This window comes from Flavobacterium hydrophilum, from assembly GCF_003202405.1.
Lineage (GTDB): Bacteria > Bacteroidota > Bacteroidia > Flavobacteriales > Flavobacteriaceae > Flavobacterium > Flavobacterium hydrophilum.
This window is the reverse complement of sequence record NZ_QJHL01000001.1, coordinates 1,192,360-1,207,253: the sequence shown is the minus strand read 5'-3', so window position 1 is coordinate 1,207,253 and position 14,894 is coordinate 1,192,360. Positions and strand designations below refer to the sequence as shown.

The following is a 14,894-nucleotide window of genomic DNA, read 5'->3' as shown; positions in this document are numbered from 1 at the left end:
AAATTACAGATATGAGTTCACAAAAAAAATACATTCAGCCAAAGATGGTCAATTGGTACCAACCTTCTATTCTTGCATCAACGGCTTTGAGAACAGTTATTTCAGGAACTTTTGCAAATTATGCAGATAAACGTGAACTTGAAGCAGCTCTTGATCCTAAAAATACATTCTATGATCATTCAGTAAAAGAAAACTCAGATAAAACCGAAACTGCATTAAATGAAATATGGATTGATTATATTTCTGATACAGGTGACGGATTTAATCCGACTTATACGGTAGCTTCTCTTGTGGCAAAAGATTTATCATTAAAACTACAGCCAAGTTATGAGTTAACACCTGACAGAAAAACCGCAGAAAAACAAACGCGGGTTGAAGCGCTTAAAAAAGAGGGAACCGAAAAATTAAAATCAGGAAATCTGTTAATATTGGGTGGAGATCAGGTATATCCAACTCCAGGCATGGATGATTATACAAATCGATTTAAAATTCCTTTCAGCGCAGCACACAATATTCCTAATGACCAAAGACCACCAGAAAATGAAAGACCTGTAATGTACGCCATTCCTGGTAATCACGACTGGTATGACGGACTAACCAATTTCATGAAACTTTTTGCCCAGGTACGCTGGTTTGGAAACTGGATTACGAAACAAAAGAGAAGTTATTTTGCTATTAAACTGCCTCACAATTACTGGCTGTGGGGAATAGACATACAACTTAACGCAGATATTGATGAGCAGCAAAAACTTTACTTTGAAAGAATCGCAAAAGAAAATATGCCCCCTGACAGCAAAGTCATTTTATGCACCGCAGAGCCAAGCTGGGTATACAAACAAGTAAAATGTAATGATGAAACCTATAAGCGTCTGAAATATTTTGAGGAAATATATATCACGGCTGACTCTTATAATAAAATAGGGAAGAAATTTAAAATTGCAGCAACCCTTACCGGAGACCTTCATCATTATTCCCGATATTCAGAAGAACGCTTGATGGAAGAGGGAGGAAATAAAACAGAATGCAATCATTTGTTTACTGCTGGCGGTGGAGGTGCTTTTATGCATACAACCCATATGCTTCCTAAATCATTGGATAAATTAAGTGAAGATTACGATTTTATGAAATCCACACTAAAATCATATCCGAATCTCGAAATGACTTTTCCTTCCAGAAAACTTTCTAAAAAACTGATTTTTTTGAACTTGCTTTTTCCTTATTTCAATAAGTTCTTTTGCATGCTTATGGGATTTCTTGCATTGCTTTTTTTATGGAATATAGTTGTATTTGATCATATTACCGACAGTACATTCGTTCAGCCATTTTTTTCAGGTTTTTGCTCTTATACCTTAAATCTTTTTAAAGGCACCATTTATCATCCGGTGTTTCTTTTTATGTCAGGATTGGTATTGGCGGGCTTCACTCTTTTTACAGATACAGAACGTACAAAATGGTTTTATCTCTGGGGCTTTATTCACGGAAAACTTCATTTGGCGGCAATCTTTTTTTCAGTATACATTGCTCAGGATTTTTTTTATTGCACTTCTTTCGAAATAGATAAGACTTGTAAAATTTTTATTGCCATAACATATTGTTTTTTTTCAGGTGCATTCCTAAATGGACTCTTTATGGGAATCTATTTATTTATAAGCGGCTATTTTTTCAACATTCATATTACTGAAGCTTCCTCTTCTTTTTCATATCAGCATTATAAAAATTTCCTCAGAATTCATATTAACAGCGATGGCGATCTTACCATTTATCCTATTGGAATAAAAAAAGTTGTTAGGAAATGGAAACAAGATGAAACACAAAAAGATATCACATTCACTTCAGATGATGCTCCTGAAGTTTTTTTAATAGAACCACCAATCACCATTAAAAATAACTAAACATGAAACGTCTATCAAAACCAATTACGTCAATTAAATCGCATTATCCCTTTATCATTATCGGTTCAGGTTATGGCGGAAGTATTGCCGCATCCCGCCTATCGCGTGCCGGTATTCAGGTTTGTCTTTTAGAAAAAGGGAAAGAATTCAGACCTGGCGAATACCCGGAAGACTTAGATGATGCTGTAAAAGAAATGCAGGTGAATACCGATAATAAACACATCGGCAATAAAACCGGCTTGTATGAGTTTTATATGGGGAAAGAAATGAGTGTTTTCAAAGGCTGTGCATTGGGGGGTACTTCTAATGTAAATGCCAATGTTTCCATAGAACCTGAACCTCGGGTTTTTGAAGATTTAAGATGGCCGGCAGCTATTAGAAATGATATGCAATCTCTTAAGGAAGGATATCAAAAAGCAAAACAAATGCTCAAACCTTCTCCTTATCCTGAAAACACACCAGGTTATCCTGAACTTGCCAAAACAAAGGGAATGAAGGCTTCGGCAGCTGCTATGAAAGAAGAATTCAGATATCTTGACCTTAATGTTAATTTCGAATATAACGGTGAATTGAATCATGTAGGGGTAGAACAAAAAAAATGCAACAACTGCGGAGATTGTGTGACAGGATGTAACCATAGTGCAAAAAATATGCTTACTTTGAATTATCTTCCTGATGCTGTAAATTACGGTGCAGAGATTTTTTGCGAAACAGGTGTTCAATATATAGAGCGTAAAGACAATAAATGGCTGGTTTATTTTGACTCTTACCATGTCGGCCGTGAAAAATTTGATGCACCTCCCCTATGTATAACTTCTGATAATGTGATTTTATCTGCAGGTTCTTTAGGAAGTACAGAAATATTATTACGCTCGCGCGAAAAAGGCCTAACTGTTTCACCTGCAATTGGTAAACATTTTACCGGTAATGGTGATGTACTGGGTTTTGGATATAATAATGATGTCAAAATGAATGGCATTGGTTTAGGAAAATATCATGCTGACAAAGACAAAGAGCCTGTCGGTCCCTGTATTACGTCAATAATTGACATGCGTAAAAGAGATATTCTCGATGATGGAATGACACTTGAAGAAGGAAGCATACCTGGTCCTATATCGCCAATACTTACCAATGCTTTTACTTCACTCTCTAAATTTTTTGTAAACCATGCGGATGAAAATTGGCAGGATTGGGTAGCCGAACAAAAGAGAGAAGCTACAAGTATTTTCAAAGGCCCTTACTTCGGTTCTTTAAATCATACACAAGTATACTTAGTCATGACACATGACGACGGCAACGGTTCAATGCAATTAGAAAATAACAGACTTGAAATAAACTGGCCTGACGTGGGCAAACAAAAAATTTTTCAGAAAGTAAATAGCAAGCTTCAGGAGGCAACAAAAGCCTTAGGCGGAACATACATGCCTAATCCGCAATGGAATAAGCTTACAAATTACGATATGGTAACCGTACATCCATTGGGTGGCTGTATAATGGGTGATAATCCGGCAACAAGTGTTACCAATCACTGTGGCCAGGTTTACAGCAATACGAATAACACAGATTTACATCAGGGATTGTATGTAATGGATGGATCAATAATTCCGCGTCCTTTGGGAACAAATCCTCTATTGACCATTTCTGCTTTAGCTGAACGGAATTCCAAAATCATTGTTGAGGCCAATCAAAAAACAATGGATTATGAATTTAAAAAGATTACAATATCACCTTTGAAAGAATATGAAGTTGGAGTTTCGTTTACAGAAACTATGCGTGGTTTTATTTCACTTAATGAAAAGGAGGATTTCAAAAAGGGATATGATGAAGGAGAAAAAAACAATTCGCCATTTGACTTTACATTAACCATTCAATCGCAGGATATTGAAGCCTTTACAGCAGATAGCGATCATAAGGCTGGTATGATTGGAACGGTTAATTGTCCTGCCCTATCTAAACATCCTATTACAGTTACCAACGGAATTTTTAATTTATTTGTAAAAGATGAGAACAATGTAAAAACAAAACTAATGAAATATGCCATGCAGCTTAGAACTTATGAGGGACGCTCTTATTCCTTCTATGGCTTCAAAGACATAAGAGACGACAAAGGTTTTGATTTATGGGCTGACACAACCACACTTTATATAACAGTGTATGAGGATGATAATAAAAATAATACCATTGGAAAAGGAATTTTGAAAATAGCAATAGGGGATTTCATGAAGCAGCTTCAAACTATGAAAGCTATTTATCCTGATAATAATAAAGAATGCATAAATGCTGTCACTAAATTTGGAAAACTATTTGCAGGAGAAGTTTGGGAAACTTTTTTTTAATGGAAGTCAAGAATTAAAATTGACATCGAAATAGCTAAATGTATTAGCAATAGTAAATCTAAAAAAAATGAGCCCGATATAATATCGGGCTCATTTTTTTTAGATTTACTATAAATTACTCTATTTTTTTGGGGACAGTCTACTTCTGTCTGGTTCTTTTTATTTAGTCATTTTTTCAATTTTAGCGACCACAATTATATAAAAAAAGGAATTGAGTTTCGGATAATACTAAATTATTAATGCTCAGACTTCAAATTTATTTTTCCTTTCTGAAGTCCTTTACCTGTTACTTCCAATTTGATTGCGCCTGGAGTTTTGACTGCTTTAACCAAAACTACCAGTTTACCACTGAAAAGTTTCATATGATCCTGATGAAATACTTCTAATGATGTAGCATCTCCATTACAAGCAGCCCTGTAAGTTGCAGCTCCGGTTACTTTAAATTGTAGTTCATTAGTTGCCGTAGGGCATGGAATTCCGTTTTTATCTACTACCGAAACCGTGACAAAAGAGATATCCTCTCCATCAGCTTTAATCGTTTTACGGTCTGCTTCAAGAATAATTTTATACGGATCTCCGGCTGTTTTAACCTCACTTTGTGCTGCTATTTTTCCATTCGAATCAAATGCTACAACTTTTACCGTTCCAGGCTCATATTTCACATCGTTCCACATCAGGCGGTAACGGTTTTGCGGAGTAGAATTGTTTTTTTTCTGAATCCCCATACTTTTTCCGTTTACAAAAAGCTCAGCACTGTCGTAGTTCGTGTAAACAAAAACCGGCGTAATTTCGCCTTCTCTTCCTTTCCAGTTCCAGTGTGGCAGTATGTGTAGCGTTTTATCCTCTGTATTCCATCTGCTTCTGTAAAGGTAAAAACGGTCTTTAGGAAGCCCTGCTAAATCTGAAATTCCAAAATAAGAACTTCTTGACGGCCATTTTTCATCATAAGGCGTAGGCTCTCCTAAATAATCAAAACCTGTCCAGACAAATTCGCCAATAACCCACGGTTTATCATCCTGAAGCACAAAATCATCATCAGGAACATTTGACCAGCTGCAGGCTTCAAGATCATACGAAGAACTTTGAAAATCATCATATTGTTTGTTTTTTTCCTGAACTACAGGAAACTTATAAATTCCTCTTGAACTTACTGTTGAAGCTGTTTCTGAACCTAAAATAAATCCTTGCGGGAATGTTTTATACGCTTCTTCATAAAGATGAACCCTGTAATTTAATCCCGGAATATCCAGCAAAGCTCCAAAACCAGATTCCATAGTTGCTTTTACCTGATCCATACCAACAGTCACAGGTCTTGTAGAATCTTCACGATGAAAAATGTCCTGCAGCCATCTGGCACGTTTTACCCCTTCAGCTCCCCATTGATCCGGAACTTCATTACCTGAACTCCACATTACAATACAAGGATGGTTTCGTGTGGCTTTCACTAAGTTCACAATATCTTTTTCTGCATATTCTTCAAAAAAGCGATGGTATCCGTTTTCTACTTTTGGTTTTGCCCATTCATCAAAACTTTCAGCAAGGAACATAAATCCCATTTCGTCAGCCAATTCAAGCTGTTCAAAAGAAGGCATGTTATGAGAACTCCGGATTGCGTTACATCCCATATCTTTTAGAATTGTAAGCTGTCTTTTAAGTGCTGCTTTGTTTACTGCCGCACCAAGAGGTCCTAAATCATGGTGAAGACAAACTCCCTTAAATTTGGTTATTTTTCCGTTAAGGCTAAATCCTATGTGGGGTTCGTATTTAATATATCGTATACCAAATTTTATCTTTTGTTCATCTTTTAAAGTTCCGTCAGCAGCATATAATTTGGTTACAGCTGTGTAGAGATAAGGTGTTTCAGGGCTCCACAAATTAGGCTTGCCAACTGAAATTATTTGATGGAATTTCCCCTCTTTTGTTTCTGCAGTTTTTTGTGTCGCTATTACCTTATTATCTGCATCCTTTATTTGGGTTTCCATCGACAAATTACTGCCATGAAACTCCGCTTTAATATCCACAACGGCATTATTGTCTTTCATGTCCGGAGTGGTAATAAAAGTGCCCCATTGAGTAAAGCTTTCCTCCTCAGTTACCACAACACTAACCTTTCTGTAAAGACCCGCTCCTGGATACCATCTTGATGAAAATGGCAAATTAGTTAGTTTTACAGCCAATAGATTTTCTGATCCAACAAGAAGTTCATTGGTAATATCAATAGAAAAATAGCTGTAGCCATACCCCCATTTCCCTATCTGTTTTCCATTTAAAAAAACCTGCGGTTCGCTCATAGCGCCTTCAAAAACAAGAAGTGCTTTTTTTCCTTTTTTAAATTCCGGAAGCCTAAATGTATTTCGATACCAGCCTGTTCCAATATGAGGAAGCGATCCGGTACGACCCGTTTTTTCAGTCGGAATTTTTTCTCCGTTTTGTACAATTGCCGAAACCTGTTTGTCCCATTCTTTATCAAAAGGTCCGTAAATAGCCCAATCGTGAGGAACACTGACTTTCTCCCATTTCGAAGTATCATAACCTACAGAAAAAGCATCTTCTTTTACTTCTTTAGAAAAGCGCCAGTTGTCTTTTAAAATGACCGTTTGTGACATCATTTTTCCCGAAGAAAAAATCAGTGGCAATAAGAATAATATTGACTTAAAAATTAGTTTCATTTTCTGTTTAATTTTTACCATTACGAAATTAAGTCCATAAAGTTTAAATCACTTAATCTTTAATGGCAAAATTTTATTGTTTATTTAATTTTTGAAAGCATCCAGTGCCGGAGATGGTTTTCCGTCAGGAAGCCAGGCGTTTAACTGATAACCACTCCAGCTTTTTTCGCCTTGTGGTTCCCAGTAAATAACGCCCAAACCTTTATTATTAGGAACATTTTTTACGGATTTTATAGTTGCTTCAAGCATTTCTTTAGTATTTTCTACTAATGTATAATCACCGCCAACTTCGACCACCATCACTTCTTTATTGTAACGGGAAGCCATATCTTTCAGATTATTTTCTAAATCGGCAATGTTTTCTTTATAATCTGTTTTTAGCCAAAACGGGTAGTACGAAAGACCAATTATATCGTATTTTACATTCAGTTCTGTTGCTTTGTCAAAAAACCATCTGAATTTTTCGTTCTTGTTTCCTTCGTCCAAATGTACAATTACTTTAATTTTTGAATCTACAGCTTTTGTAGCCTCATATCCTTTATTCAGTAATTGCGCCAATTGAGCAAAGTTGTCTGTATGTCCTTCCGGCCAAAGCATACCACTTGGAATTTCATTTCCAACCTGAACCCATTCCGGTGTAACTCCTGCTTTTTTCAACAATTTCAGTACATCATAGGTATGATTGTAAACATCTGTTAACAATTCAGGAAAAGAATGTTTTGCCCAGGCTGCCGGTTTATTTTGTTTGCCGGGATCTGCCCACGAATCACTGTAATGAAAATTAATCATGATGCGCATTCCTAATTTTTGGGCACGAACAGCCATGACAACTGTTTCTTCCGGACTGCAGTGTCCGCTGGCTTTATCATCATTTGGATTTACCCAGACTCTTAAACGAATTGTATTGATTCCACGATCTTTTAATAATTGCAGACAGTCTTTTTGAGAACCGTCTACATCATAAAATTTATAACCTGTTGCTTCCATTTGAGGTAACCAGCCTACATCTGCTCCTTTTGAAAAAGAATCTTTCAGGCTTGCCATTTTAGATTTACATGAAGTAAATAAAACGGCAGTTATCATCAAAAAAGATATAATTTTAAGTGATTTTTTCATGTTTTAGTCTTTACTGAAAGCCTGCATTACTGATAGGGCATTGTTATCAAAACTGTATAAAGCCTGATTTTCAAAAGTAGAACCGTTTGTAGCCTGTTGCCCTTTGAAAGCAACCCACTCGCCTCCCCAATACGCAAAACCCTGTCCGAATTCTGATGATTCTACCTGATTTCTAACAGCAAGCACAAAAGTTCTTTGTCCGGCTGGTGTAGCAGGATAATTTGGAACTAACTGATCAGCTGCTCCTACAATATTATTGGTAAAGTCATTAAACGAAAGGGTAAAAGGGTAAGCAGTTTCAGCAATCAGGACTCTTTTGCTGTATTTTTTTCCTAAAGCATCAAGAGTTGTTTTGATCTGACTGATATCTTTTCCGTGCCAAACAGGATAGTATGATAATCCGATATAATCATAATCAATGGTTTTCATCTTATTGAAAAACCAATCTGTACCTCCTCCGTTTACACCTGCATAATGAATCATGATTTTAGTATTTGGAGCTTTTGCACGAACGGCTGCACTTGCTGCCTTTAAGATGTCAATACATTGTTGTTCGTTACTAATTAAATTTCCCTGTGGCCAAAGTAATCCGCTGTTGATTTCGTTTCCGATCTGAATAATATCAGGATTGATTTCGGTAATAATTTTTGTTGTATACGCTGAAACGGCCGTTTTTAAATCTGTAAAAGATAAATTTTCCCATTCTTTCGGAGTAGTCTGAACTCCGGGATCTGCCCAATGATCAGAATAATGAACGGTAAGCCAGACTCTAAGACCAGATTGTTTGATTCTTTTTGCAAATTTTTTCACTTCTGCAAAACCTGAATGACCGTTTGAGGGATTGTTCCATAAACGGATTCGGACGGTATTACAACCGGCATTTCTAAGTGTGGTAAGCATGTCTTCGGCTTTGCCGTTGCTGTAAAATTTAGTTCCGCGTTCTTCCATTTCCGGAAGGTAAGAAACATCAGTAGCTCTGATAAAAGTATCATCGGCAGCCGGTGGATCTACAATTGGCGTATCGGAAGAATCGTTATTTGAACAGGAAAACTGAATTGCTGTAATCATCAGCAATGCAATTATTGACAGGCGTTTTTTTATCTGTAAAATCATAATGATTGAAATTTATAAATTGTTTTTCTACTTAAAAAAAGAGTAAGAAGCCTCAAATAAGTTACCTGAGGCTTATCTTAACTTTTTGTCATTATTATTGAACAGCTATTAACATGTAACGGTTATCGATATCATTAAACCAAATATCATATTTACCTGCTTTAATCTGAATATCAGCTCCTGAACTATCACCAATCCAATTAGCATCGGCAAGGAATTTAAATTTACCGTCGGCTGTAAAAGTATACGTGATTTTCCAAATATGAGGATTAAAAGCAGACTTAGTCATTGCAACACTACTTCCCCAATTGTCTAATGGTGCAGCATCTCCAATTATACCTACTGTTGTGTAACTTGGCATGGTTCCGGTAAAAGGCGCAATTTTATAGGTAAGGTCCTTAATATTTAATTCAAAAGAGTAATAACCTGAAGCGCTTGTTGGGAAAACACCCGGATCAGCATCACCTTCCGTTGCTCTGTATTGTACTTTTTCTCCATTTGTACCATACGCCGGAGCCCAGAAACCAACTTGTTCGATCAATTTAAAACCGTCTTTGTTTAAATATCCTGTGTAATAGTGTTTTGTATTGTCTGCCGGATCTCTGAAAATTGGCATAAGATTACTTGTAACACTCCATCCTGCTGCTGTTCCAGGCCCAATCAAATATAAGTCAACCGGAGGTGTAACACCTTGGTAAGGAGTTACTACAATGGTAATGATGTCTGAGAATTTTGGTTCTGAACCCGTTGTTCCTACTGTCGATTTGATTCTTACATCAATTGTACCTTCCACCCCAGGTTCTAATCCAAAATCTAATGCTTTTGCATTCAGTTCTGAAACTGAAACGATTGCATTAGTTGAAGTAGAAGTTGTAATATCAACCGGTGCGGCAAATTCGGTATCGCTCACAGCAAATTGTAATGTGTAGCTTACAACAGTTGGTGCTCCGTAGCTTACTTTTTCCCAGGTTACAGTCAACGCAGTGTTGTTTGGCGTTTCTTTGTTAAGGATTGTAGAAGAACCCGCTTCTGGTGTGATGATGGCAAAAGCCGCTTCCTGAGGCTTTAAAATCATTAAATTCTCTTCGTTTTCACAAGACCATAATCCTGTAAGCATTGCAATTGCTATGAATATTTTATATATATTTTTCATTTTCTTATCGTTTATATTGTTAAAAAAAGGGGGTTAGTAACCAGTATTCTGAGTTAAGTTTTTATTAGCTCCCAATGATCCTTCCGGAATTGGAAAAACACTTCTGTAAGACGGAATTGAGATTCCTTTTGCAGAATTTCCTTTCCATGCCCAGTTGTAAGATCCTCCGGTAAATTTTCCAAAACGAATCAAATCTTGTCTTCTGTGCGCTTCCCAGTGCAATTCACGTGCTCTTTCATCGATTAAAAAGTCAAGTGTAAGATCGCTTAAAACAATGTTCCCAATAGTTGAATTGTTATTCGCTCTTTCTCTTAAATCATTTACATATTCTAATGCCTTAGCTGTTGTACCGTTTCCTCCTCTTAGAGTTGCTTCTGCATACATAAGGTAAACATCGGCTAGTCTGAATAAAGGGAAATCAGTATCGGCGTAAGTAGAACTTGATCCGTTTACTCCTGCTGAAGTTTTATTAGAAAATTTAGATAAGATATACCCCTGCGTTTTTACACCAATATCTGCAATATCAATAGTTCTTTGTTTTGTTGGATCACCCGCAACACCTTTTCCGATAGTATTTCTGTCATCCTGACTGAATTTTACACCATCAAATTTTTGAACAAATTCTTTTCTGATACGAAGTGCTCCTGTCCAGCCGCCAATTCCAAAATCACCCGGATTATTTTCCCAGGCTCCAACTTGTCCATTTGTTAAAACTGTAGTTGCTCCCCAGTTTTGAGATACAGTTCCGTCAGACTGAATTCCGAAAATAATTTCTTCAGACGTATTGTTGTCAGCCATAAAGTTTTCAAGATATTTCGGTTTTAAGCTATAACCTCCTGCAATGATTTCGTTACACATTGTGATACAGTCATTATAACGGTTGGCCTGAATATATACCTGAGCGTTCAGATACATTTTTGCCAGAATCATACGTGCCATAGACTGATCCAATCTTCCATAAACATTCGTTCTTGCCGCTTTTAGATTAGGTAAAACAGCTTTTAATTCACTTTCAATAAAATCAAACAATTGCTTTCTGTCATACTGAGGACCTCTAAAATTTAAAGGATCATTTTCAGTATACATCGGCGCTTTTCCAAACAAATCCATCATGTTATAGTAAGCATACGCTCTTAAAACACGAACTTCATTTCGGTAAAGCTCAATATCGGCCACAGTCGCAGCATCTGTAATTTTGCGGGCACTTAATTTTTCCGGTGTACTTTGACGCAAAAATTCATTTGCGTAGGATACAGAAACCATTGTTCTACTGAACATTCCTAAAATAACAGGATTGGCAGATGTCCAGATATTACGCTGCAATTCGGCAGTTCCACCGTCATTTTCATAACTCCAGACCAATTCGTCTGTTGTTAATTCCTGCATATACAATAAACATCTTGTAAACTGGCTTGTTCCGGCATCTACACCTTCTAATGAAGAATCATTAGGGCCTATAACTCCGGTTAAGGTTAAGTTTCCATAAACTCCTGCAAAAGCCGCTTTGTATCCCGCCGGAGTGGAAAATAAAACATCAGATGAAAGCACATCATCATCTTCTGAGACTACGTTCAAATCATCCGTACAGGAATGAAAAACGCTAGTCAATGCTATAATTGTTATTACTATATATTTTTTCATTGGATTAAAATTTAAGGTTAAGACCAAACAAGAAAGAACGCTGTCTTGGATAAATCGTTTTGTCTACCCCGTTGTTTGTAATTTCAGGATCTAAACCGCTATATTTTGTAATTACAAAAACGTTCTGCACTCCGGTTGAGATTCTTAAAGTTGCTTTATCGTTTAACCAATTGCTTATTGTATATCCTAAAGTAATGTTGTCCATTTTTAAGAAAGAAGCATTTTCGATATAAAGATCTGACAATACAACATTTGAAGTAGTCTGAAAATTCGTTTCGTTTACCTGAGTAGGAATGTTACTTAAAACACCACCATTTTCCATTGCATCATATTGAGCTCTTGAAGCATCTATTGCATTAAATATTCGGTTACCAATACTTGCTCTTAAATTGAAAGAGAAATCAAACTTTTTGTAATTCATATTGGATGCAAACCCTAAAGTAAAATCCGGATCAGGATTATTATAGATATATTTGTCGGCATCATTTTTAATATTGTCTCCGTTCAAATCTGCAAAAGCACCGTCAATTGGTTTTCCGGCAGTATCGTATAACTGCTTGTAAACATAGAAAGAATAAGGCGTGAATCCTTCGCGGAAAATTTGTCCAGGAGTTCCGGTTCCGGCGATGTTATCTCCTAAAAAGATATCTGAACCAATAGCTAATTCAGTAATTCTTCTTTCGAATTTAGCAGCGTTAAAATTCATATTCCAGTTAAAATCTGTAGTTTTAATGGCATTGGCATTAACCGTTAATTCTATTCCTTTTGTTGTAAAGCTACCAATGTTCTGGTATACCCTGTTAGAATAATTACTTCCGTCTGAAGTAGCAACATTGGCCAACAAATCTTTAGAATCTTTATAATAAACATCTAAACCGGCCGTGAGACGGTTGTTTATAAATCCAAAATCAAGACCTGCGTTGTAGGTTGTTGTCTCTTCCCATTTTAAATTTTTGGTTGTTTTATATGGAAGTGCAACCGGTATTGCATCAGATCCGAAATAGTATTCAGAATTTCCTCCTCCAACAAGATATTTCTGAAGGTATCCGTTTGGCTCGGGAATATCCTGCTGACCTGTAATACCGTAACCTAATCTTAATTTTAAGTCGGATATGACAGTATTGTCTTTAAAGAATTCTTCTTTTAATTTCCATGCAAAAGCGGCTGCAGGGAAATTTCCCCAACGATTATCTTCTTCAAATCTTGAAGAACCGTCTCTTCTGTAAGATAGCGTCAGTAAATATTTGTCTCTGAAACTTAAATTCGTTCTGGCAAAAAATCCTATCAGAACCGTATCTGTGTCAAGAGTAGTTTCAGGAAATGTTGAAGGTAAATCAGGATTTAAAATATTACCGGTTTCAAATTTTGAACTCTCAAATCTTTGATACGAGTAACCTCCTGTCAATTCAACATTTAAAGAACTGAACGTTTTATTATACACTAAATAAGTATCTAATAATTTGTTTTGTCTTCTTGCTTCAGTATACTCGTTAGTACCATACGGAATGTTTTCGTTTGATGGGGCCGAACCTGCATTTGCACCAACAAGTCTTCTTCTTTCTCCGTTTGATTCATCAAAACCAACATTAGCAACAGCTCTTAATTCCGGTAGAAAGTGAAATTTATAATCCAATTCGAAATTTCCAAAAAAGCGGTCACTTGTTCCAATATCGTGGGTATTTAGTAATTGCGAAACAGGATTTCTTGCGGCTGTTGAAACCAATGGATAATTGCCGTTAGAATCCATACCGGTTGTATATTCAAAATAACCATCGTAAGGCGCACCTTCGACTTTTATTGGCTGAGTCGGATCGAAACCAATTGCAGCTCCTTCTACTCCATCAGTAAATCTATTTTTTTCGTAAGCATAGTTTGCAGATAATCTTGCTTTTAAATGATTATCAAAAAATGTAGGATTCATCACTAAACCAACTGTGTTTCTTTTAAATTCGTTGGTTAATCGCAAACCTTGCTGATCGGTATTACCTAAAGTTAAGCTTACCGGAAGAACACCAAATAAACTTCCTCTAACTGCTAAACTCTGATCAAGAGATCCGGTATTTCTGTAAATTGCTTTTTGCCAATCTGTATTTGCTGTCCCTAATTTGTCAACATCTTCAGATCTTCTCTCTTCGATAACTTTTCTGAATTCATCAGCACTAAAAACATCGACTGTTTTGGTAAGTCTACCAGCTGAATACTGTACATTGTATTCTGCAGAGAATGATTTGCTTCCTTTTTTAGTCGTAATGATAATCACACCGTTTGAAGCTCGTGAACCGTAAATAGCTGTTGCAGATGCGTCTTTTAAAACGGTCATCGATTCAACCGTAGCAGGATTTAAAGAAGCTAAAAATGAAGCAGAACCTGTATTGGTTGTATTATCAAGCGGTAAACCGTCAATAACGATTAAAGGATTGTTACTTGCAAAAAGCGAGCTTCCTCCCCTGATTCTGATTTCTGATAAGGATCCCGGAGCTCCGGAAGAGTTAATTGTCAAACCCGCTACTCTACCGTTAAGCAGGTTTTCTGTAGTAATATTGTTTCCTTTATTAAAATCTTTTGTAGTAAGTGCTGTAACGGCACCGGTAGCATCTTTCTTTTTTACAGATCCGTATCCTACCTGAACCACAACTTCTTTAAGTACATTAGTGTCTTCCTGAAGATAAACAGTCAGGTCTTTTTTTGTTCCAATGGTTACGGTTTGAGTTGTGTAGCCTGTGTAAGAGAACGTAATTTGGTTTTCTGGCTTTACACCCGAAAATTCAAATTTTCCATCAAAATCTGTCGAGGCATTTAAGTTTCCTCCTGACACTTTTATGTTCACTCCCGGTATGGGCTGTCCTGAACTTTTGTCCAGAACAACTCCCTTGATTTTGTTCTGAGCGAAAACACAAAACGGGAGCATAAGTAATAAGAGCAAAACTCTGTTGTGAATTTTTTTCATACTTTTTAATTGGGTTAGTTTAAGTTA

At 36.5% G+C, this 14,894-nt stretch carries 8 protein-coding genes; 2 read left to right on the top strand and 6 right to left on the bottom strand.

The features are described 5' to 3' along the window. Positions 1 to 11 precede the first annotated feature (11 nt). Together DMB68_RS04650 and DMB68_RS04645 are read left to right on the top strand one after the other, a co-directional pair. Entirely contained in the window at positions 12 to 1,892 is a 1,881-nt protein-coding gene (locus tag DMB68_RS04650) for a metallophosphoesterase (RefSeq protein WP_110345475.1), read from the top strand. Between the two features lie 2 nt (positions 1,893 to 1,894). Next, positions 1,895 to 4,228 (top strand): GMC oxidoreductase, encoded by a 2,334-nt coding sequence (locus DMB68_RS04645; RefSeq protein WP_110345474.1) that lies wholly within the window; start codon positions 1,895 to 1,897, stop codon positions 4,226 to 4,228. Positions 4,229 to 4,464: 236 nt separating this feature from the next. On the opposite strand, the gene DMB68_RS04640 is transcribed toward DMB68_RS04645, so the two are convergent. The 6 genes from DMB68_RS04640 to DMB68_RS04615 form a co-directional block, all read right to left on the bottom strand. Continuing rightward, entirely contained in the window at positions 4,465 to 6,897 is a 2,433-nt protein-coding gene (locus tag DMB68_RS04640; RefSeq protein WP_110346349.1) for a DUF4982 domain-containing protein, read from the bottom strand. Positions 6,898 to 6,981: 84 nt separating this feature from the next. After that, positions 6,982 to 8,013: a glycoside hydrolase family 53 protein gene (locus DMB68_RS04635; RefSeq protein WP_231131582.1), complete on the bottom strand. Its 1,032-nt coding sequence runs from the start codon at positions 8,011 to 8,013 to the stop codon at positions 6,982 to 6,984. 3 nt (positions 8,014 to 8,016) lie between these two features. Continuing rightward, positions 8,017 to 9,126, bottom strand: a complete 1,110-nt coding sequence (locus DMB68_RS04630) for a glycoside hydrolase family 53 protein (protein WP_110345473.1) — start codon at positions 9,124 to 9,126, stop codon at positions 8,017 to 8,019. A 94-nt stretch (positions 9,127 to 9,220) separates the two neighbouring features. Next, a complete protein-coding gene (locus DMB68_RS04625; RefSeq protein ID WP_110345472.1) occupies positions 9,221 to 10,279 on the bottom strand; it encodes a SusE domain-containing protein in 1,059 nt (352 codons plus the stop codon). Positions 10,280 to 10,312: 33 nt separating this feature from the next. Beyond that, positions 10,313 to 11,920 (bottom strand): RagB/SusD family nutrient uptake outer membrane protein, encoded by a 1,608-nt coding sequence (locus DMB68_RS04620; RefSeq protein WP_110346347.1) that lies wholly within the window; start codon positions 11,918 to 11,920, stop codon positions 10,313 to 10,315. A 4-nt stretch (positions 11,921 to 11,924) separates the two neighbouring features. Beyond that, positions 11,925 to 14,867, bottom strand: a complete 2,943-nt coding sequence (locus tag DMB68_RS04615; protein WP_110345471.1) for a SusC/RagA family TonB-linked outer membrane protein — start codon at positions 14,865 to 14,867, stop codon at positions 11,925 to 11,927. Positions 14,868 to 14,894: the final 27 nt, after the last annotated feature.

Excerpts from the sequence above, each read along its gene's own strand:
- DMB68_RS04640 (WP_110346349.1), bottom strand. The coding sequence starts at position 6,897 with ATGAAACTAATTTTTAAGTCAATATTATTCTTATTGCCACTGATTTTT.
- DMB68_RS04620 (WP_110346347.1), bottom strand. The coding sequence starts at position 11,920 with ATGAAAAAATATATAGTAATAACAATTATAGCATTGACTAGCGTTTTT.
- DMB68_RS04625 (WP_110345472.1), bottom strand. The coding sequence starts at position 10,279 with ATGAAAAATATATATAAAATATTCATAGCAATTGCAATGCTTACAGGA.
- DMB68_RS04650 (WP_110345475.1), top strand. The coding sequence starts at position 12 with ATGAGTTCACAAAAAAAATACATTCAGCCAAAGATGGTCAATTGGTAC.
- DMB68_RS04615 (WP_110345471.1), bottom strand. The coding sequence starts at position 14,867 with ATGAAAAAAATTCACAACAGAGTTTTGCTCTTATTACTTATGCTCCCG.
- DMB68_RS04645 (WP_110345474.1), top strand. The coding sequence starts at position 1,895 with ATGAAACGTCTATCAAAACCAATTACGTCAATTAAATCGCATTATCCC.
- DMB68_RS04630 (WP_110345473.1), bottom strand. The coding sequence starts at position 9,126 with ATGATTTTACAGATAAAAAAACGCCTGTCAATAATTGCATTGCTGATG.
- DMB68_RS04635 (WP_231131582.1), bottom strand. The coding sequence starts at position 8,013 with ATGAAAAAATCACTTAAAATTATATCTTTTTTGATGATAACTGCCGTT.